Annotated in this window: 20 protein-coding genes; 14 read left to right on the forward strand and 6 right to left on the reverse strand. The window is 44.8% G+C overall.

The window, feature by feature from the left end; translation table 11 throughout:
• The first annotated feature begins 8 nt into the window (after positions 1 to 8).
• Positions 9 to 737 (forward strand): carbonate dehydratase, encoded by a 729-nt coding sequence (gene can, locus Q4492_RS05095; protein WP_303416186.1) that lies wholly within the window; start codon positions 9 to 11, stop codon positions 735 to 737.
• A 98-nt stretch (positions 738 to 835) separates the two neighbouring features.
• On the opposite strand, the gene Q4492_RS05100 is transcribed toward can, so the two are convergent.
• Positions 836 to 2,113, reverse strand: a complete 1,278-nt coding sequence (locus Q4492_RS05100) for an O-acetylhomoserine aminocarboxypropyltransferase/cysteine synthase family protein (RefSeq protein ID WP_303416187.1) — start codon at positions 2,111 to 2,113, stop codon at positions 836 to 838.
• Positions 2,114 to 2,286: 173 nt separating this feature from the next.
• Here Q4492_RS05100 and radA point away from each other — a divergent pair, with 173 nt between their 5' ends.
• Complete coding sequence (gene radA / locus Q4492_RS05105; protein ID WP_303416188.1) at positions 2,287 to 3,666, forward strand: DNA repair protein RadA; 1,380 nt, start codon at positions 2,287 to 2,289, stop codon at positions 3,664 to 3,666.
• Here radA and Q4492_RS05110 read toward each other — a convergent pair.
• The gene (locus tag Q4492_RS05110) at positions 3,663 to 4,043 is read right to left on the reverse strand and encodes a PilZ domain-containing protein (RefSeq protein ID WP_303416189.1); all 381 of its coding nucleotides are present in this window, start codon (positions 4,041 to 4,043) and stop codon (positions 3,663 to 3,665) included. The genes radA and Q4492_RS05110 overlap by 4 nt on opposite strands.
• 215 nt (positions 4,044 to 4,258) lie before the next feature.
• Here Q4492_RS05110 and Q4492_RS05115 point away from each other — a divergent pair, with 215 nt between their 5' ends.
• Positions 4,259 to 5,353, forward strand: a complete 1,095-nt coding sequence (locus Q4492_RS05115; RefSeq protein ID WP_303416190.1) for a diguanylate cyclase — start codon at positions 4,259 to 4,261, stop codon at positions 5,351 to 5,353.
• Between the two features lie 81 nt (positions 5,354 to 5,434).
• Here Q4492_RS05115 and ettA read toward each other — a convergent pair whose 3' ends face one another.
• On the reverse strand, positions 5,435 to 7,102 hold the full coding sequence (gene ettA, locus Q4492_RS05120; protein ID WP_303416191.1) for an energy-dependent translational throttle protein EttA: 1,668 nt from the start codon (positions 7,100 to 7,102) through the stop codon (positions 5,435 to 5,437).
• A 322-nt stretch (positions 7,103 to 7,424) separates the two neighbouring features.
• On the opposite strand from ettA, the gene glyA reads away from it, so the two are divergent.
• From glyA to Q4492_RS05165, 9 genes are all read left to right on the forward strand, one after another.
• Complete coding sequence (gene glyA / locus Q4492_RS05125) at positions 7,425 to 8,681, forward strand: serine hydroxymethyltransferase (RefSeq protein ID WP_303416192.1); 1,257 nt, start codon at positions 7,425 to 7,427, stop codon at positions 8,679 to 8,681.
• Positions 8,682 to 8,881: 200 nt separating this feature from the next.
• Positions 8,882 to 9,355 carry a transcriptional regulator NrdR gene (gene nrdR, locus Q4492_RS05130; protein WP_303416193.1) on the forward strand — a complete coding sequence of 158 codons (474 nt, stop codon included), beginning with the start codon at positions 8,882 to 8,884 and terminating at the stop codon, positions 9,353 to 9,355.
• A 9-nt stretch (positions 9,356 to 9,364) separates the two neighbouring features.
• On the forward strand, positions 9,365 to 10,501 hold the full coding sequence (gene ribD, locus Q4492_RS05135; RefSeq protein ID WP_303416387.1) for a bifunctional diaminohydroxyphosphoribosylaminopyrimidine deaminase/5-amino-6-(5-phosphoribosylamino)uracil reductase RibD: 1,137 nt from the start codon (positions 9,365 to 9,367) through the stop codon (positions 10,499 to 10,501).
• Positions 10,502 to 11,167: a riboflavin synthase gene (locus Q4492_RS05140; protein ID WP_303416194.1), complete on the forward strand. Its 666-nt coding sequence runs from the start codon at positions 10,502 to 10,504 to the stop codon at positions 11,165 to 11,167.
• A gap of 16 nt (positions 11,168 to 11,183) precedes the next feature.
• Positions 11,184 to 12,302, forward strand: coding sequence for a bifunctional 3,4-dihydroxy-2-butanone-4-phosphate synthase/GTP cyclohydrolase II (ribBA, locus tag Q4492_RS05145; protein WP_303416195.1), 1,119 nt, complete (start codon positions 11,184 to 11,186; stop codon positions 12,300 to 12,302).
• Positions 12,303 to 12,321: 19 nt separating this feature from the next.
• Positions 12,322 to 12,795, forward strand: coding sequence for a 6,7-dimethyl-8-ribityllumazine synthase (ribE, locus tag Q4492_RS05150; RefSeq protein ID WP_067862615.1), 474 nt, complete (start codon positions 12,322 to 12,324; stop codon positions 12,793 to 12,795).
• Between the two features lie 6 nt (positions 12,796 to 12,801).
• Positions 12,802 to 13,287 (forward strand): transcription antitermination factor NusB, encoded by a 486-nt coding sequence (nusB, locus tag Q4492_RS05155; protein WP_303416196.1) that lies wholly within the window; start codon positions 12,802 to 12,804, stop codon positions 13,285 to 13,287.
• A gap of 5 nt (positions 13,288 to 13,292) precedes the next feature.
• Positions 13,293 to 14,252 carry a thiamine-phosphate kinase gene (thiL, locus tag Q4492_RS05160; protein ID WP_303416197.1) on the forward strand — a complete coding sequence of 320 codons (960 nt, stop codon included), beginning with the start codon at positions 13,293 to 13,295 and terminating at the stop codon, positions 14,250 to 14,252.
• 16 nt (positions 14,253 to 14,268) lie between these two features.
• On the forward strand, positions 14,269 to 14,745 hold the full coding sequence (locus tag Q4492_RS05165) for a phosphatidylglycerophosphatase A (RefSeq protein WP_303416198.1): 477 nt from the start codon (positions 14,269 to 14,271) through the stop codon (positions 14,743 to 14,745).
• A 2-nt stretch (positions 14,746 to 14,747) separates the two neighbouring features.
• Here Q4492_RS05165 and dxs read toward each other — a convergent pair whose 3' ends face one another.
• The 3 genes from dxs to Q4492_RS05180 are packed head-to-tail and all read right to left on the reverse strand — an operon-like array spanning position 14,748 to position 17,662.
• Positions 14,748 to 16,520, reverse strand: a complete 1,773-nt coding sequence (gene dxs / locus Q4492_RS05170; protein ID WP_303416199.1) for a 1-deoxy-D-xylulose-5-phosphate synthase — start codon at positions 16,518 to 16,520, stop codon at positions 14,748 to 14,750.
• Between the two features lie 16 nt (positions 16,521 to 16,536).
• Positions 16,537 to 17,418, reverse strand: coding sequence for a polyprenyl synthetase family protein (locus Q4492_RS05175; protein WP_303416200.1), 882 nt, complete (start codon positions 17,416 to 17,418; stop codon positions 16,537 to 16,539).
• A gap of 1 nt (position 17,419) precedes the next feature.
• The gene (locus Q4492_RS05180) at positions 17,420 to 17,662 is read right to left on the reverse strand and encodes an exodeoxyribonuclease VII small subunit (protein ID WP_303416201.1); all 243 of its coding nucleotides are present in this window, start codon (positions 17,660 to 17,662) and stop codon (positions 17,420 to 17,422) included.
• Between the two features lie 180 nt (positions 17,663 to 17,842).
• Here Q4492_RS05180 and pomA point away from each other — a divergent pair, with 180 nt between their 5' ends.
• Positions 17,843 to 18,601 carry a flagellar motor protein PomA gene (pomA, locus tag Q4492_RS05185; protein WP_303416202.1) on the forward strand — a complete coding sequence of 253 codons (759 nt, stop codon included), beginning with the start codon at positions 17,843 to 17,845 and terminating at the stop codon, positions 18,599 to 18,601.
• Positions 18,602 to 18,620: 19 nt separating this feature from the next.
• Positions 18,621 to 19,562, forward strand: coding sequence for a flagellar motor protein MotB (locus Q4492_RS05190; protein ID WP_303416203.1), 942 nt, complete (start codon positions 18,621 to 18,623; stop codon positions 19,560 to 19,562).
• Positions 19,563 to 19,602: the final 40 nt, after the last annotated feature.

The following is a 19,602-nucleotide window of genomic DNA, read 5'->3' on the forward strand; positions in this document are numbered from 1 at the left end:
ATGTAGCGATGAAACGGCTAACTGAATTACTAGAAAGTAACCGCCAGTGGGCGGATAAGATCAACAAGGAGGATCCACTCTTTTTTGAAACATTGGCGCAGCAGCAGGCTCCAGAGTATTTATGGATTGGGTGTTCTGATAGCCGTGTTCCCGCTAATGAAATTGTGGATATGTTACCTGGTGAGCTTTTTGTCCACCGTAATGTTTCGAATTTAGTCATTCATACTGATATGAATTGTATGTCTGTTATTCAGTATGCGGTCGAAGTTCTCAAGGTTAAGCATATTATGGTTGTTGGTCATTATGGTTGTGGTGGGGTTAAAGCTGCAATCGAGACTGAACCACACGGTTTAATCGATAACTGGTTGCGGCATATTCGCGATGTATATAAAAAGCACCGTGAGCTTTTGTCTGTTTGGGATCACTCTCATCAGCAGCTTGACCGCTTATGTGAGTTGAATGTGATTGAGCAAGCAAGCAACGTCTGCGAAACCACTATAGTTCAGGAAGCTTGGACTAATGAGCAGGAGCTCACTGTTCACGGTTGGATCTATGGTCTTAATGATGGTCTTGTTAACGACCTTGAATTTAACGCATCGTCTCTAGATGAAGTTGATGAACAATATGGTTTAGCCATCAGAAAAATAGAGAAACTAAAAGAGCTTGCTCAAAGTTCAGATAAAGATAACCAAAATGCACGCTCATTGTGGAACAAATTACGCGCGTTATTTAATTAAGTGTGTTTTGGACAGCCTATAAAAAAAACGGTTGGAGCTTTCGCTACCAACCGTTTTTTTTGTTTTGAATTCAATGCTCTGAGTTTAATGCTCAGGCTTTAGTTATTGATCGCTGCTAATGCCTGATCTAGATCGGCAATGAGGTCATCAATATGCTCTATACCTATAGATAAGCGAATCATTTCTGGCGAGACACCCGCAGATGCTAACTCTTCATCATTTAGCTGGCGATGTGTAGTTTCAGCAGGAATCGAAGCGAGTGATTTGCAGTCGCCGATATTTACTAAACGTAAGAAAATTTGCAGTGCGTCATAGAATTTACGTGTGCCTTCTCTGCCTGCTTTTACGCCAAAGCTTAAAATGCCAGACGCTTGGCCGTTCATGTATTTTTGAGCGAGTGCATAGTCTTTGTGGCTTTCGAGCCCCGCGTATTTAACCCAGCCAACCGCATCGTGGTTTTCTAAAAAGTTAGCGACTTTACGTGTGTTTTCATTTACGCGTTCCATGCGTAGGCTAAGTGTTTCTAGTCCTTGTAGTAATAAGAAAGCATTCATTGGGCTAAGTGCGGCTCCCATATTGCGAAGCGGTACAACGCGGCAGCGTCCAATAAATGCAGCAGGACCAAAGGCTTCAGTATATACCACGCCGTGGTAGGAGATATCAGGCGTGTTTAATAAAGGGAAGCGTTCAGCGTTATCAGCCCAAGGGAAGTTACCAGAATCGATGATGACGCCACCGATTGAGTTACCATGCCCACCAATATATTTGGTTGCCGCTTGTACAATAATGTCTGCGCCGTGTTCGATCGGACGCCACATGGCAGGGCTAGGCACTGTATTGTCAACGATAAGTGGGATGCCGTTACGATGGGCGATCTCTGCTAAAGTTTCAATATCGGCGATGCCACCAGATGGGTTACCGACGGATTCACAGTAAATGCCTTTAGTTCGCTCATCTATTTGCGCTTCGATAGCTGCTGCATCGTCTTTATTTACAAAGCGGCATTCAATGCCTTGGCGGGGCAAAGTATGAGCAAATAGGTTATATGTACCGCCGTAGAGTTCGCTGGTAGATATGAAGTTATCGCCGGTTTCTGCAAGTGTTTGTATGGTGTATGTAATAGCCGCCATACCGGATGCAACGGCAAGAGCGGCAACACCTCCTTCCATCTCTGCAACACGTTTTTCCAGCACATCGTTGGTGGGATTCGTAATGCGGGTGTATATATTGCCGGGTACTTTTAGGTCAAACAGGTCTGCACCGTGTTGAGCATCATCAAAGGCATAAGATGTGGTTTGGTAAATAGGAACCGCGGCAGATTTAGTGGTTGGGTCTACTTCATATCCGCCATGTATCGCTACAGTTTCCAATTTCATGTTTATCTCCTAAGGGCAGGCCTGCATTATTGTTAGGCAACTGATTGTAGTGCATCTATTGAATAAATGAAGGCTGTTTTCGGTATTTATCAAGATCGACGTAAAGATCAGTAGGTTATAGGATTTAGGTTGGGTAAAATTCTAAAATATTTACAGCAATTTGGAGAGGCTTAATGGCACGTCAGAAAACGGCTTACGTTTGTAATGACTGTGGAGCGGATTACACAAAATGGCAAGGCCAATGTACGGAGTGTCATGCGTGGAATACTCTGACGGAAGTCCGGTTGTCGACCGCAAAATCAAATGCAAATGAAACACGTAATGTTCGCTTTGATGGTTATGCTGGTGGGGCAAAGCAGCAGAGTGTTGTTAATCTTTCTGAGGTTGCTTTGGAGGAGATGCCGCGCTTTTCATCTGGAGCGGGTGAGCTGGATCGTGTGTTAGGCGGTGGTTTAGTACCTGGTTCTGCTGTGCTTATGGGCGGTCATCCGGGGGCAGGTAAAAGTACTCTATTGTTGCAAACTATGTGTTATCTGGCTGAGCAGATGCCAGCCCTATATGTAACAGGTGAGGAATCGTTGCAGCAGGTTGCTATGCGTGCGAGCCGCTTAAATTTACCGACGGGGCAGTTAAAAATGCTGTCGGAAACCAGTGTGGAAACTATCTGTGATGTGGCGCAAACACTCAAACCAAAAGTGATGGTAATTGATTCCATACAGGTAATGCATATGGCAGATGTACAATCTGCGCCAGGCTCTGTATCGCAGGTACGAGAGTCTGCTGCTTACTTGACCCGCTTTGCAAAGCAGACCGGTACCGTACTCTTTTTGGTAGGGCATGTTACTAAGGATGGCTCGTTGGCAGGCCCTAAAGTCTTGGAGCATATGATTGATTGCTCGTTGCAGTTGGAAGGTTCAGCTGATTCCCGTTTTCGGACACTTCGCTCGCACAAAAACCGTTTTGGGGCTGTGAATGAGCTCGGTGTGTTTGCAATGTTGGAAACCGGCCTTAAAGAGGTTAAAAATCCAAGTTCAATTTTCTTAAGCCGTGAAGAGGGGCCTAGCCCTGGTAGTGTTGTAATGGTTGTTTGGGAGGGGACTCGTCCTCTCTTAGTTGAGATTCAAGCGCTGGTTGATCAATCCCATATGAACAACCCTCGACGGGTGGCGGTTGGCCTTGAGCAAAATCGTATGGCGATGTTATTAGCTGTATTGCATCGTCATGGTGGTTTAATGACAGGCGATCAAGATGTGTTTGTTAACGTGGTGGGTGGTGTAAAAGTGCTGGAAACCAGTGCAGACCTTGCGTTATTGCTGGCGGTTGTTTCTAGTTTTAGAGATCAAGCATTACCCCATGATCTTATGGTATTTGGCGAGGTGGGTTTGTCGGGTGAGATACGGCCTGTACCTAATGGACAGGAGCGTATTAGAGAGGCGGCAAAGCATGGTTTCAAGCGGGCTATTGTACCTAAAGGTAATGTGCCTAAAGAAGCTTTAGCTGGAATGCAGATTGTCCCTGTTACTAAATTGACCGAAGCGCTTGAGGCGCTTTAATCTGTTTCTGTAGTAAAAAGGTGGTCGAGTTCCCGCTCTAGTAAAGAGGGCTCACCTAGATTTAGCTCGACTAACCGGCGTAGTAAAGTCAGTGAATCTAGATCTAAGTTTTCTATTAAAAAACCATACTCATCTTCGTGTTTGTGGGTCAGGCTCACGGGGGTGCGTATACTCAGGTTATCCCCTTGTAGGTGGATGGTAGCGAACGCTTCCTCGCCTAAAGATAAGTTAAGGGGGCGAGCGCTTTTTATTAATATACCGTTAAACGATATATCAATTAGGGTTACCTCGTAGATATGATCACCTTGCTGTAGTTCCGTTCTTGCATCAAAGTCAATGCGAGTAAAGCGGCGGCGCTCAGTATTAGGTGTAGTCACAATATTGGTTCCCCTGTGGTCCGTAGCGATAATGTCATCTTAGTATAGACGTGAATGAAAAATAAATAACTGTGCTTGCCGTATTGTTGTTTCTAACCCAGCTTGATTGGCTGGGTTTTTGAGTAATTGCTTATAAACTGAGCTATATCATGGTTGTACTACAGGTTTGCCCTTAAGCTTCGCAACAAAAAAACCTTTTAATGAGTAAGGTTATTATGTTTTTAGAAACTTTGTTGGATGTGTCTAGCGGCAGTCGTCATTCGCGGTATTTTAATCAAACGCGTAGCTATTACTTATTTCGTCGAGTTCGAATAATTGCTCTTTTATTAGCCCTTGTTCAGCCGGCGTGGTTTTTGGTTGATTACTTTCTATTGCCTGAAGATATGTTGGACTCTATAGCGCTTGCGCGGGCTGTCGGAGCATTAGGCTGTTTGTTTCTCTCGCTGTGGAGTTTTAAACGCTACAGTTTAAAACTCGCGCAACTGCGTTTGGTGATTCTCGTGATACTGTTATCGGGATTCCAAACAGCCTCTAGCTCACTTCTGCTGATACATGGTTATGATTCTAATGTGGCGGGGTATCATTTCTTTCCTTTTATGATTATTACGATGATGGCTATTTTCCCGCTCGCCATTAGTGAAACTTTATGCTTTACCTTAGGTGTGCTTTTAATTGAATTTGTCACGCAGTTGTTGAGAGGAACGGTAGGGGATGTAGAGGCGATTAATAGTCTATGGCTGTTATCTGTTCTTGGTTTGATTGCTGGTTGGGCTGCGGTTAATCAGCTGAATATGCTATTAGGTTTATATCGACAGGCGACGCGAGATCCTTTGACTGGGTTGTCTAATCGCCGTCAGGCAATGGAGCAATTATCACTTGATATACTTCAGGCTCGCGAGCGGGGGCAAGCATTAAGCGTATTGTTGTTCGATTTAGATAAGTTTAAAAACTTAAATGATAGTTATGGTCATGCAGCGGGTGATCTTGTCTTAAAGTCTTTTGCTAAAGTCATGCGAAAACACGCCCGTAAACGTATAGATCTGGTATGTCGGTATGGGGGGGAAGAGTTTTTGATGGTGCTGCCAGGGATGAGTGCTATAGAAGCTAAAGAGGTGGCGGAGGTTATTCGGTTAGCTTGCCATACTGAAAAAGTGACTGCCCCAAATGGTAATAAAATCGGTTTTACTGCGAGTATAGGCATTGCCGAGCTGAATAACAGTGATGATATAGAGTCTCTGTTGAAGCGTTCAGATGACGCGCTTTATGCAGCAAAAGATGCGGGAAGGGATCGGCTTTATGTGGCCACTTGATGTTTTTTAATAATCTATTATTTTTCATATGATTATAAAAAAACCGAGGCTATACCTCGGTTTTTTGTTACTCGTAATCGTTTAACCTAGATCGACCATACGTTTGTATTTGATACGCTCAGGCTGGTGCTCTTTACCATAACGACGTTTGTAGTCGTCTTGATATTCAGTGTAGTTACCTTCAAAGAACTCAACCTTAGAGTCACCTTCATAGGCCAACATGTGTGTACAGATACGGTCTAAGAACCAACGGTCATGGGAGATAACAACTGCGCAACCAGGGAAGGCAAGTATAGCTTCTTCCAAGGCGCGTAGTGTTTCTATGTCTAAATCGTTGGTCGGCTCATCAAGAAGAAGAACGTTTCCGCCCTCTTTAAGTAGTTTCGCCATATGTAAGCGGTTACGCTCACCACCGGATAGATCTTTGACAAATTTTTGCTGATCGCCGCCTTTAAAGTTAAAGCGACCGCAATAAGCGCGTGATGGTGTTTGGTAGTTGCCTACAGTAATAATATCTTGGCCATCTGATAGCTCTTCAAAAACGGTCTTATCACCATTAAGGTCACGAGACTGGTTAACGTAAGCTAGTTCAACGGTTGAGCCAATTTCAATCTCACCGGAATCAGGTTTTTCTTCGCCACTGATCATTTTGAAGAGTGTTGATTTACCCGCACCGTTACCACCGATGATGCCGACAATAGCTCCTTGGGGAATAGAGAAGCTAAGGTTCTCAAACAGTACTTTATCACCGTAGGCTTTAGAGATATTGATCGCATCGATCACTTTATCACCGAGGCGTGGTCCAGGTGGGATGTAGATCTCTTGGGTTTCGTTACGTGTTTGGAACTCTTTTGAGTTCATCTCTTCAAACTGTTTTAAGCGTGCTTTTGATTTAGATTGACGTCCTTTTTGTCCCTGGCGAACCCACTCTAGCTCAGAAGACACCGCTTTATGGTGAGCGGCTTCCTGTTTGGCTTCCTGCTCTAGGCGCTGCTCTTTTTGTTCCAGCCAAGAGGAGTAGTTGCCCTCGTAAGGAATACCGCGTCCGCGGTCAAGTTCCAATATCCAACCAGCGGCGTTATCAAGGAAGTAACGGTCATGGGTGATCGCAACAACAGTACCAGGGTATTCTTGAAGGAATCGCTCAATCCAAGCTACTGACTCTGCATCCAAATGGTTGGTAGGCTCATCAAGTAGTAGCATGTCAGGCTTATCTAACAATAAACGGCATAAAGCAACACGACGACGTTCACCACCAGATAAGTTTTTCACCTCTGCATCCCAAGCGGGAAGGCGCATGGCATCAGCGGCACGTTCAAGTGTTGTTTCTAAGTTATGGCCATCTTTTGCTTGAATTAGATCTTCAAATTCAGCTTGTTTCTTTGCTAATGCGTCGAAATCTGCATCAGGTTCTGCATAAGCAGCATATACCGCCTCTAAACCATCTAGTGCTTCTTTTACATCAGCGACTGATTCTTCGATAACTTCACGAACAGTTTTGCTCTCATCGAGTTCTGGTTCTTGAGGTAGGTAGCCTATATTCAGGCCCGGCATAGGATGCGCTTCACCAAGAATTTCGGTATCAAGTCCTGCCATGATTTTTAAAAGGGTAGATTTACCTGAACCGTTCAGCCCTAGTACGCCGATTTTAGCGCCGGGGAAGAAGGAGAGAGAGATATCTTTCAGAATTTCGCGTTTTGGCGGTACAACTTTGCCTACGCGGTTCATTGAATAAACGAACTGAGCCATGCAGTAACCTGTCTGTTTTGTCAGAAATTAATGCATCAATTTTAACGGAAATAGCAGGTAGAAGGCTATCGCCTGAGTAAATCAATCTATAAAAGTAGAGATTATCTGTCCTCTTTAAGGAGGAATAATCCTAGATGTTTGCAAGTTGAGTACAATTGAAGTGGTTTTGAGTCTGTTTCAAGTGTAACCCCGCAAATGTTTCGCTATAATACGCGCTTTCCCAATTCTTAAGTTGTTCGTTGCTGCTAATTGATCAGCGGTTTGACCGTTGCTGTTTTCAGTTGAACAGAGCCCATATTGTATTCAGGGGACAGAAAATACAATGTTTAGCAAAGATATGACAATCGCTGATTTTGACGCGGACCTATGGTCTGCAATGCAGGCTGAAACTGTACGTCAGGAAGAGCACATCGAACTGATTGCGTCAGAAAACTATACTAGCCCACGTGTAATGGAAGCTCAGGGTTCTGCGCTGACTAACAAATACGCTGAAGGTTATCCCAACAAGCGTTACTACGGTGGCTGCGAACACGTTGACGTTGTAGAGCAGTTGGCGATTGATCGTGCTAAAGAATTGTTTGGTGCGACATATGCCAATGTTCAGCCTCATTCAGGCTCACAGGCCAATGCGGCTGTTTATATGGCGCTTTGTAAGCCAGGTGATACTGTTTTAGGTATGAGTTTAGCTCACGGTGGTCACTTGACTCACGGTGCAGCCGTGTCTTTCTCTGGTCGTATCTATAATGCGGTGCAGTACGGTTTGAACCCAGAAACAGGTGAAATCGACTACGATGAAGTTGAGCATCTAGCGCTTGAGCATAAGCCAACAATGATTGTTGCTGGCTTCTCTGCTTATTCACGAGTAGTTGATTGGCAGCGTTTCCGCGATATTGCGGATAAAGTAGGTGCATCTCTGTTTGTTGATATGGCGCACGTTGCAGGCTTAGTGGCTGCAGGTGTTTACCCATCGCCAATCGGCATTGCCGATGTTGTAACAACAACAACGCATAAGACGCTAGGCGGACCACGTGGTGGTTTGATCTTATCGGCGCGTGCTGATGAAGAGCTACAGAAAAAGCTAAACTTTGCTGTTTTCCCTGAGTCCCAGGGTGGCCCTTTGATGCACGTTATCGCGGGTAAAGCGGTTTGCTTTAAAGAAGCGATGGAGCCTGAGTGGAAAGAGTATCAAGCTCAAGTGGTTAAGAATGCACAGGCGATGGCTGATGCATTTATGAAACGCGGTATTAAAATCGTTTCTGAAGGAACAGATGATCATCTTTTCCTTGTTGATCTGATCGATAAAGAGTTTACCGGTAAAGATGCTGATGCGGCGCTAGGTCGTGCAAATATCACCGTTAACAAAAACTCAGTGCCTAACGATCCACGTTCACCGTTTGTAACATCTGGTTTACGTATAGGTACACCTGCGGTTACTCGTCGTGGCTTTAAAGAAGCTGAAGTTACAGATCTTACAAACTGGATCTGCGATATTCTTGACGATATCAACAATGAAGAGGTTATCACACGGGTTAAATCTCAAGTTAAAGAGATCTGCGCACGCTACCCTGTATATAAGTAATCTCTATAACCGGCTATAACTTATAGCCGGAAAAATGTACAATCGCGGGGCTGTCCCGAACTTGCTTGCAAGTTCTTTAGACAGCCCCTTTTGTTCTCTGTCTTTTTTATATTTGAGAGCAAATAAATACCCCTATATTCGGAATATCTGTTGCCTTGTTTAAGCACTGATATTCCTCGCTCTTTACGCAGGAAAGGTTGATGCATTGTCCGTTTTGTAATGCCACTGAAACCAAAGTAGTCGACTCCCGTCTGGTAGCAGAAGGTCAGCAGGTGCGTCGTCGCCGTGAATGTGTAAATTGTAATGAGCGTTTTACTACCTATGAAGCTGCCGAGCTTCTTATGCCCCGCCTCATTAAAGCCGATGGATCTCGCCAACCTTTTGATGATGAAAAGTTACGTGCAGGTATTCATCGAGCGCTAGAAAAACGTCCTGTATCTATTGAAGAAGTTGAAGCATCAATCAGTCGTATTAAACAGTGTTTAAGAGCGACGGGTGAGCGAGAGCTGCCTTCTCGACAGGTGGGCGAAGAGGTGATGTCGGAACTCCGTAAATTAGACGAAGTTGCTTATGTACGATTCGCATCGGTTTATCGCAGTTTTCAAGATATCAATGAGTTTAAAGAAGAGATCGAACGCTTATCTGAGCAGCATAAGAAAGAGGGCGGAAATTAAGTGTCCCTTATCGATTCACAGTGGTCTGTTGCTGATCGTGAGTATATGGCACGGGCTATTCAGTTAGCGCGTAAAGGCTTATATACCACCCACCCCAATCCACGGGTTGGCTGTGTTTTAGTTAAAGATGATGTGATTGTTGGTGAGGGCTTTCATTTTAGAGCCGGAGAGGGGCATGCCGAAGTGAATGCCCTTGCTCAAGCGGGTATTAATGCTAAGGGCGCAACGGCTTATGTCACGCTTGAGCCTTGTAGCCATTATGGTAGAACGCCTCCTTGTGCTGAGGGTTTGATTAAGGCTGGAGTTGTTCGAGTTGTATCCGCGATGGTTGATCCAAACCCTCAAGTGGCTGGTCGAGGTATAGCGATGCTGTGTAAGGCTGGAATCCAAGCCTCATCGGGTTTGCTTGAAGCTGAAGCCCGAGCGCTGAATCCAGGTTTTATCAAGCGTATGGAGACAGGCAAGCCATTTGTTAGGATAAAGTTGGCTTCAAGCCTTGATGGTCGTACCGCTATGTCCTCTGGGGAATCTCAATGGATAACAGGGCCGGCTGCGCGCCGAGATGTACAAAAGTTACGAGCGCAAAGTTCAGTTATTGTTACCGGTGTGGAATCGATTATCCATGATGATTCGGCTCTAACTGTACGTGAAGAGCAGTTAGGTTTGCCTGACGCGGCGGAGATCGTAAAGCAACAGCCATTAAGGGTTGTGTTAGATTCATCTTTACGTACCCCAACAACAGCTAACATTCTAAAACAGCCTGGGCGTACGCTAATAGCGACCTGTTCTACCGATAAAGGATTGCAGCGAGCATTAGAAAGTGAAGGCGCCGAAATAGTGCTTTTACCTGACGAACAAGGTCGAGTCTCATTGAATGCATTGCTTGAGTGGCTGGTACAAAATGAACAGTGTAATGATCTTCTAGTTGAGACGGGTGCAACGTTGGCGGGTGCTTTTATGGCGCAAGGTTTAGTGGATGAATTACACCTTTATATAGCTATGAAACTACTTGGCAGCGATGCAAGACCAACCTTTAGTTTGCCGTTGACGAAAATGGCTGAGCAGATCGAATTAAAGCAGATTGATAGCCGGATGATGGGTAGCGATCTAAAACTGGTATTAACGCCCGTGTATGGAGAACAGTAGATGTTTACCGGAATAATTGAAGCGGTGGGTTCCATTGCCTCAATCGATGAGCAATCAGGCGATATGCGTCTGTATGTACGTACCGGAAATTTGGATCTCAGCGATGTTAAACTAGGTGATAGTATTGCAACTAACGGGGTTTGTTTGACTGCGGTTGAACTGCCTGGGGATGGTTTTATTGCCGATGTCTCGCGTGAAACATTAGCCCATACCCGTTTTCATACATTGAGTATAGGTGAACGTGTTAATCTTGAAAAAGCATTGATGCCGACCAGTCGATTAGGTGGGCATATTGTCACTGGGCATGTAGATGGCTTAGGTGAGATTGTCTCTCGTCAGGAAGATGCACGTTCCATACGTTTTAGTGTTAAAGCACCGAAAAATTTACAGCGCTATTTAGCAGCTAAAGGATCAGTGACAGTTGATGGCATTAGTTTGACGTTGAATGCTATTGACGGTGAGTGCTTTGAGTTGAATATTGTGCCTCATACAGCGCAAGAAACAATTATGACTGAGTATGTACCTGGGCGCTTGATTCATATAGAAGTGGATATTATTGCTCGCTATTTAGAACGCTTATTGGGTCATACTCAAGATATTAATAATGAACAAAGTGATCAAGGTTTAACAATGGAAACTTTGATGGCTTGCGGCTTTAACCGCTAACGATGGTATAAATTTGATGAAACTAAATACACCAGAAGAGTTATTGGAAGATATTCGTCAAGGTAAGATGGTTATCTTGATGGATGATGAAGATCGTGAAAATGAAGGTGATCTAATCATCGCGGCGGAAATGGTGCGTGCTGATGATATTAATTTCATGGCAACACACGCCCGCGGCCTTATCTGCTTAACGTTGACCCGTGAACGTTGCGAGCAGTTAAAGCTTCCACTGATGGTACAAAGTAATGGTGCTCAGTTCGCTACCAATTTTACTTTGTCCATTGAGGCTGCTGAAGGGGTAACAACGGGCATTTCTGCTGCTGATCGTGCACATACAGTTCGAACAGCGGTTAAGGCGGATGCCACAGCTGAAGATATTGTTCAGCCGGGTCATATCTTTCCTTTGATGGCCCAGCCCGGTGGTGTATTGAGCCGAGCGGGACATACTGAAGCGGGTTGTGATTTAGCGCGTATGGCAGGTTTCACCCCAGCGGCTGCAATCGTTGAAGTAATGAATGATGATGGCACTATGGCACGTCGCCCTGACTTGGAAGAGTTTGCTCAAAAGCATAATCTAAAGATTGGTACGATTGCAGATTTGATCCACTACCGGACGGCCAATGAGCATACAGTACAGCGTGAAGATGCTGGTGTGATGTCTACTGAGTATGGTGAGTTCAACTATATTACCTACAAAGATGAGATTCAGAACTGCACTCATTTAGCGATGACGCTTGGAGAGATTAAAGAAGATGAACCCACTTATGTACGTGTACATAATCGTAATGAGGTCCTACGTGATGTAGTAGGAGCCGTTACACCGGGTGAAGAGCCTAAGTGGACTATGCGTAAAGCCTTAGAGCGTGTTGCGAAAGAAGGCCAAGGTGTTGTTCTACTGTTAGATAATGGCGAAAAGATTGATATAGGTGACTCATTGGAGCTTATGCTTAATAGTCATCAGAAATCAAAAGTAAACGTGAGTGCATCAGGTGCCTACCTAACGGTAGGAACGGGCTCACAAATACTGCGTGATCTGGGTGTAGGTAAAATGAACTTACTCAGTGCACCAATGAAGTTTAATGCGATCTCTGGGTTTGACCTTGAGATTGAAAAATATATTCCTTGTGAAGACTAATTAGACCGGTACTTGAATCATGGCTGTGAAAACCATCGAAGGTGATTTTGTGAACGCTGACGGCAACTACGCTATCGTAGTCGGTCGTTTTAATGCATTTGTTGTAGAAAGCTTATTAGAGGGTGCAATTGATACCCTTAAACGCCATGGTATCAACGAAGAAAATATTCGTGTTATCCGTGTTCCAGGTGCTTTTGAAATTCCGTTGGCTGTTAAACGTCTTGCTGCTCAGAAAAAAGATGATGCGATTATCGCATTAGGTGCAGTTATTCGTGGTGGTACGCCTCATTTTGAATATGTTTCAGGTGAAAGCTCTAAAGGCGTAGCTCAGGTTTCTTTGGACTATGATGTGCCTGTTGCTAACGGTATTTTAACGGTTAATAGTATTGAGCAAGCGGTTGAACGCTCAGGTACTAAAATGGGCAATAAAGGGGCTGAAGCAGCACTATCTGCCATTGAAATGGTTAGTTTGCTTAAGCAGCTTGAGGTTTAATTTTAGATGAGTGACAACGAAAATAAACCAGCGACTAAGAAGAAACCATCTTTAACCACACAGCGTCGTAATGCGCGTAGTTATGCACTGCAAGCGTTGTATCAGTGGGAGATCGCTGGACAACCGGTGAACGAGATAGAAGCACAGTTTAGAGTTGATAATGATATGCGTGATACGGATATCAAACTATTTTCTGAGCTTCTGCATGGCATTGCCGGTGCAAAAAGTGATCTAGATAAGTCCTATCTTGATTTCCTTGATCGCCAAGTTGAAGAGCTTGATCCAATTGAGCTGACAGTTCTTCGTATTGGTGCCTTTGAGCTTGCCCAGCGTATTGAGGTACCTTACCGTGTGGCCATTAATGAGAGTGTTGAGTTAGCTAAGAAGTTTGGTGCGACTGACAGTCATCGTTATGTTAATGGTGTATTAGATAAATTGGCTCAGCGCGTCCGTATGGCTGAGATCCGAGATCAACGTCAGCGCAAGTCTTAAACTCCATGTCACTAGGTGAGTTTGAGCTGATTCAGCGCTACTTTGCAGAAGCATCTACGGATGCTTCTGTTGCACTAGGCATAGGCGATGATTGTGCTGTACTTTCTGTGCCTGCCGGTTATCAGTTAGCTGTATCTATTGATACGCTTGTTCAGGGTACACACTTTCTTGAAGGTACCCCTGCTGATCTACTCGCTAGTCGACTTTTTGGCTCGGCGTTAAGTGATTTAGCTGCAATGGGGGCAACGCCTGCGTGGATTACTTTAGCGCTTACACTGCCCGAAGCGGAAGATGATTGGCTACTGTTGTTTAGCCGTCGCTTGGCGCAGTTGTGTGCTGAATACAGTGTTTCGCTTGTAGGGGGTGATACTACAAAGGGGCCGTTAGCACTCTCTGCACAAGTACATGGTTTCCTACCGCATGATCATCGCTTAACGCGTGCAGGGGCTAAAGTCGATGATCTTATCTGTGTCAGTGGTTGCTTAGGTGATAGTCGAGGTGGTTTAGAAGGTCTGCTGAATGGCTTTGAGGATCATAGCTATGCAGACTATCTACTAGAGCGTTTTTATGCGCCGACGCCACGTATTGAGCTTGGTAAAGTACTGTTAGGTAAAGCCAGTAGCTGTATTGATATATCCGATGGGCTGTTGTCCGATCTTTCGCATATTCTAAAAGCGAGTGGTGGTTTAGGGGCGCGTTTACAGTTAGAAGCGGTGCCGATCTCCTCTCAGTTGATTTCTGCGTTTGGCGAAGAGAGTGCTCGACAATGGGCACTGACGGGAGGGGAGGACTTTGAGTTGTGTTTTACGCTCCCACCTAATTACCTTGCTCTTTTATCGCAGTTATCCGTTCCTGTGGCTGTCGTAGGTAAAGTTACAGACAGGGCAGATATAGAGTTATTTCTTCGTGGTGAGCCTTGTCAGATACAGGGCTCAGGCTACGATCATTTTCAGCGTACAGATTAATAGATAAGGATTATGTGTGAATAGAGTGCCAGCAAGTGTTTGGAAAAACCCAATTCATTTCTTAGCATTTGGTTTAGGTAGTGGGGCAGCGCCATGGGCGCCGGGCACTTTCGGTACACTCGCTGCTGTCATTCCTTATTTCTGGTTTCAACAATTGAGCTTGCCTTGGTATCTTTTAATGTTGGTCGTAACAACATTGATTGGGATTTGGCTGTGTGACCGTACCAGTAAAGATATTGGTGTACATGATCATGGTGGTATCGTCTGGGATGAGTTTGTTGGTTTCTGGATTACGATGACCTTAGCGCCCGCTGGCTTTTGGTGGATTGTTATAGGTTTTGTCCTGTTTCGAATCTTTGATATTTGGAAGCCTTGGCCGATAAAATGGGCCGATCAAAAAGTTTCCGGGGGGCTGGGGGTGATGCTGGATGACGTTATTGCAGGGGTATTTGCGGCAATAGTTTTGCAGTTTATTGCGTTTCTCTGGTTATAAATTTAATGGCTGAGTGCATGTGTTATAGCCTGTTCTATGCCTGCTTCATCTAATCCACATTCAGTCAGTTGCTCCGATCTAGTGGCATGGCTTATCCATTTATCAGGAATGCCTAAAGTTAAGAGCTGTGTGCTATTTTTGGTTCTGTGTAAATACTCACTTACTTCTGATCCTGCGCCACCAATAATGCTGTGATCTTCTATAGTGACGAGTAGTTGGTGTGAATTTGCCAATTCTGTAACCATTTCACTGTCAACCGGCTTCACAAAACGCATATCTACTAAGCTGTAGCCATGTTTGTCAGAAACCGCTTGTGCTGTTTTTAGTAGCGGTCCAAAGTTTAGTAGCGCCACTTTTTTACCTGTAGTGATTAGTTGGCTGCGGCCAATATCGAGTGCTTCCATCTCACCCTCCACATGGTTAATGGCTGAGCCTCTTGGATACCTTACACTCGCCAACCCCTTATAGAGGTAACCCGTGTAGAGCATGTTACGCAGCTCTTGAGCATTAGAGGGCGTCATAATAACGGCCTTAGGTAAGCAGCGAAGCATACTAATATCGAGTACGCCGCTATGGGTTGAACCGTCTTCACCCACAAGTCCTGCTCGATCTATTGCCAGTAGAATGTCGAGCTCTTGAATCGAGATATCATGGATAAGCTGGTCATAGGCCCGTTGTAAAAAGGTGGAGTAGATAGCGACAACCGGTTTTATCTTCTGGCAAGCCATTCCTGCTGCAAGGGTCAGTGCGTGTTGTTCGGCGATAGCCACATCAAAAAATCGTGCAGGGAAACGGTTGGCAAATTCAACGAGATCGGAGCCTTCTTTCATCGCTGGGGTTATAGCGGTTAGGTAGGGGTGAGACTCCGCCATATGGCAGATCCAGCGGCCAAAAATATTAGAATAAGTGACCTTCTTTTCTTTTGGCTGGTGGATCGGATTTATCTTAGTGATTGCGTGGTAACCTACAGGGTCTTCTTCTGCAGGTTTAAATCCTTTGCCCTTTTTCGTAATAAGGTGAAGGAATTGCGGTCCTGATTTGGCTAATACGTCTGAAAGTTTTGCTAAGAGTAAAGGTAGGTCATGGCCATCTATAGGGCCTGTGTATTCAAAATCTAAAGCTTCAAACAGTGCCGCAGTGGTTTCGCCTTCAGTTTTATGTTTTATGTTTTTAGCTAAATAGGTTGCCAGACCACCCTCATTTTGGGAGATCGACATATCGTTATCATTTAAAATTACAAGCAAGTTAGTATCGGTATGCGCGGCGTGATTGAGAGCTTCAAAGGCCATGCCCGCTGTCATAGCACCATCACCAATGACGGCAACCGTCTTGTTTTTTAAGCCCTTTAACTTATCGGCAATTGCCATACCTAAGGCAGCACTAATTGAAGTACTGGAGTGGCCGACACCAAAGTCATCATAGGGGCTTTCTGAGCGTTTTGGAAAAGGGGACGGACCTCCTTTTTGACGGATGTTAAGCATTTTCTCTCTTCGTGCCGTCAAAATTTTATGGGGATAAGATTGATGGCCTACATCCCAAACCAGATGATCCTCAGGGGTGTTTAATAGATAGTGTAAAGCGATTGTTAACTCTACAACCCCAAGCCCTGCGCCAAAATGTCCACCGCTCTGTCCAACGCTATAGAGTAAGAAAGCTCTTAGCTGCTCCGCCAGTTCAGGTAGCTTTTCAGCGGACAACTGCCGTAATTGGTCTGGATCATTAATCTGATCTAGCAGGGGGGTACTAGGACGAGATGGTGGAATTGTGAGAAACATAAAGGGTCTTTTGCAGTTAATGATCGCGATGAACGATAAAATCAGCCAAGGCTTTGAGTTCAGATGCTTCTGAACCAAATGGGGCTAAAGCTTGTTTAGCATCTTCGTGTAGCTGTTGTAGTTTCAGCTTAGCACCTTCAAGGCCTAATAGTGCAGGATAGGTGGGTTTGTTTTGCGCCATATCTGAACCTTGAGGTTTTCCTATTACCGCAGAGTCACCCTCAATATCCAGGATGTCATCTTGTACTTGGAAAGCTAAGCCTATAGCTTGCGCATAATTGGTTAATGCACTGAGCTGGTCTTGATTGGCTTTACCGCTAGCGATTGCCCCCATAATGACAGAGCATTGTAGAAGAGCTCCTGTTTTATGTTGATGCATCGCTTCTAATTGCACGAGGGTTAAAGGCTTTCCTACATTGCGTAGATCAAAGGATTGACCAACGGCCATGCCTTGATAGCCGGAAGCGATGCTTAGCTCTTTTACGAGCTGCACTTTAGCGTCGGCAGAAAGGTACTTATCCACAGCGATCAATTCGAAAGCTAGGCTTTGTAGTGCATCGCCAGCCAATATTGCGGTGGCTTCATCATAGGCGATATGACAGGTTGGTTTACCCCGTCTGAGATCATCATCGTCCATGGCTGGCAAGTCATCGTGTACTAACGAATAGCTATGAATACACTCTATCGCTGCAGCTGCGCTGTCAGCATGGCGCATGTCGCCGTCCAGCATAGTATTCACCATGTGTACTAACGTGGGCCTGACACGCTTGCCACCATTAAAAAGAGAATAGAGCATCGATTCTTGTAAAATCGGATCGATACTTTTCTGTACTATGCATGCTTTAAGATAACTATCGACACGTTCGCTGTATTGGTTGAGCAGGCTCTGAATCTCCAAATCAGCTATCCTCTTCAGGCTCAAATGGCTCTGTTTTTAGCTCGCCGCCTGACTCGATTAAAAGCTGCACTTTTTGTTCCGCTTGTGCAAGGATATTTTGGCATTCGCGGGTGAGACTAACCCCCTCTTCAAATGCTTTAAGAGAGTCCTCCAAAGACAGGTCTCCCTGTTCCATTTGTGTGACTATTGATTCGAGTTCCTGCAAGGATTGCTCAAAATCGGTTGTTTTCTTTTTACGAGGCATGGGAATAAATCCACATTGAAAGGGCTAAACTTACCGAAGCATCGGTCTAGAATCAATTATACCTAAAGAATAACCGTTAAACCTATGAAGAGTGGGTGATTGTTGAGACTTTTTTGCTATGATAAGCAGTTCGTTAAGTAAGGCTTGAACGTGTTCATTGGCTGGTATGAGGAATCCTGAGTGGATATAGCTACGCTCGTCGGTTTATTAGGCAGTTTTGGTATTGTCATCGCTGCAATTATAACGGGTGGTGATCCAGGTGTTTTTGTTAATCCACCGTCATTGTTGATTGTTATTGGCGGTAGTATTTTTGTCGTTTTAATGAAATTTACCTTAGGCCAGTTTTTAGGTGCGGGTAAAGTGGCTGCTAAGGCCTTCATGTACAAGTCTTTAAATCCTGAAGAGATTATTGCTGAAACTGTTGAGTTAGCCGATGCCGCACGTAAAGGTGGGTTGCTCTCGTTGGAAGATAAAACCGTTAGCAGTGATTTTATGCAACGTGGTATTCAGTTATTGGTTGATGGCCATGATCCTGAAGTGGTCAAAACGTTGTTGAAGAAAGAAGCAAAATTAACCAGTGATCGCCATGAATTTGGCGCATCAGTATTTTCTGCTGTGGGGGATGTAGGTCCTTCAATGGGTATGATCGGTACATTGGTTGGTTTAGTGCAGATGCTTTCTAACATGAGTGACCCAAAATCTATTGGTCCGGCGATGGCCGTAGCACTTCTGACAACGCTTTATGGCGCCATGCTTGCGACTATGGTGGCGTTGCCTATGGCAGACAAGCTGAATGTTAGGAAAAATGAAGAGGCGCTTAATGCGGCTTTAGTTATTGATGGCTTACTTGCCATCCAAGCAGGTCAAAACCCGCGTGTGATCGAACAGATGTTGAGAAACTATCTGCCAGAGAAAAAACGTGTGGCGGCTGAAGGTTAATTCGGTAAGGAGCTGAGCAATGAGTGATGATACCGAAGAGCATGAATGCCCCCCCTGTCCTGCAGGGTTGCCTGGTTGGTTAGCAACCTTTGGCGACTTAATGTCGCTGTTGATGTGTTTCTTTGTTCTGCTTCTATCTTTTTCAGAGATGGATGTACTGAAGTTTAAGCAGCTTGCGGGTTCAATGCGTGAAGCCTTTGGTGTGCAAAACCAGATTAAGGTTGAAGATATACCTAAAGGCACATCAATTATTGCTCAAGAGTTTAGCCCTGGTCGTCCCGAACCAACTCCCTTGAACGAAGTCCGTCAGATGACGGTTAATAATGATATGAATACATTAGATGTTCGTTCAAAAGAGGGAGAGAGTGATACACCAGATCTAGAAGCCGGTATTGATCAAGCACTGCAAAAAGAGCAAGAACAGCAGGCGAAAGAGGATGCAGTCGAGTTTGCCGCAGCATTGGCAGAGGAGATCGGTGATGGCAGCGTCGAAGTTGAAACGGATGGTAAAAAAATTATTATTCGTATTAAAGAGAAAGGCTCTTTCGATTCAGGTTCCGCAGAGTTGAAATATGAATCTATCCCTGTGTTAGCCAAGATTAGAGACGTGCTGTTAGATGTGAAAGGCAACGTAGCGATTGAAGGGCATAGTGATAACATTCCTTATGCTGGACGCCGTTTTGAATCTAACTGGGATCTTTCGGTAGCACGTGCATTGGCGGTTGCCCACGAGTTGTTTGGTGATCCGCGTATTGAGCAGTCACGCTTTAGGGTATTAGGTTATGCTGATACTAAACCCCTCGTTCCTAACACAACGCCGGCGAATAGAATTAAAAACCGCCGTGTAGAAATTATTGTGCAAAAGGGTAAAGATCAGGAGTTGTTAGAGAAAATTCAAGCGAGAGAGGAGGGTGATCCTACAGGTGAGCTACGTAACCTTTCGCCGACGGAGATATTCTAGCTAGTGGCTGAGACAAAAAAACCGCCTTAATATGGCGGTT

The organism is Neptuniibacter sp. 1_MG-2023, from assembly GCF_030547185.1.
Taxonomy (GTDB): domain Bacteria; phylum Pseudomonadota; class Gammaproteobacteria; order Pseudomonadales; family Balneatricaceae; genus Neptuniibacter.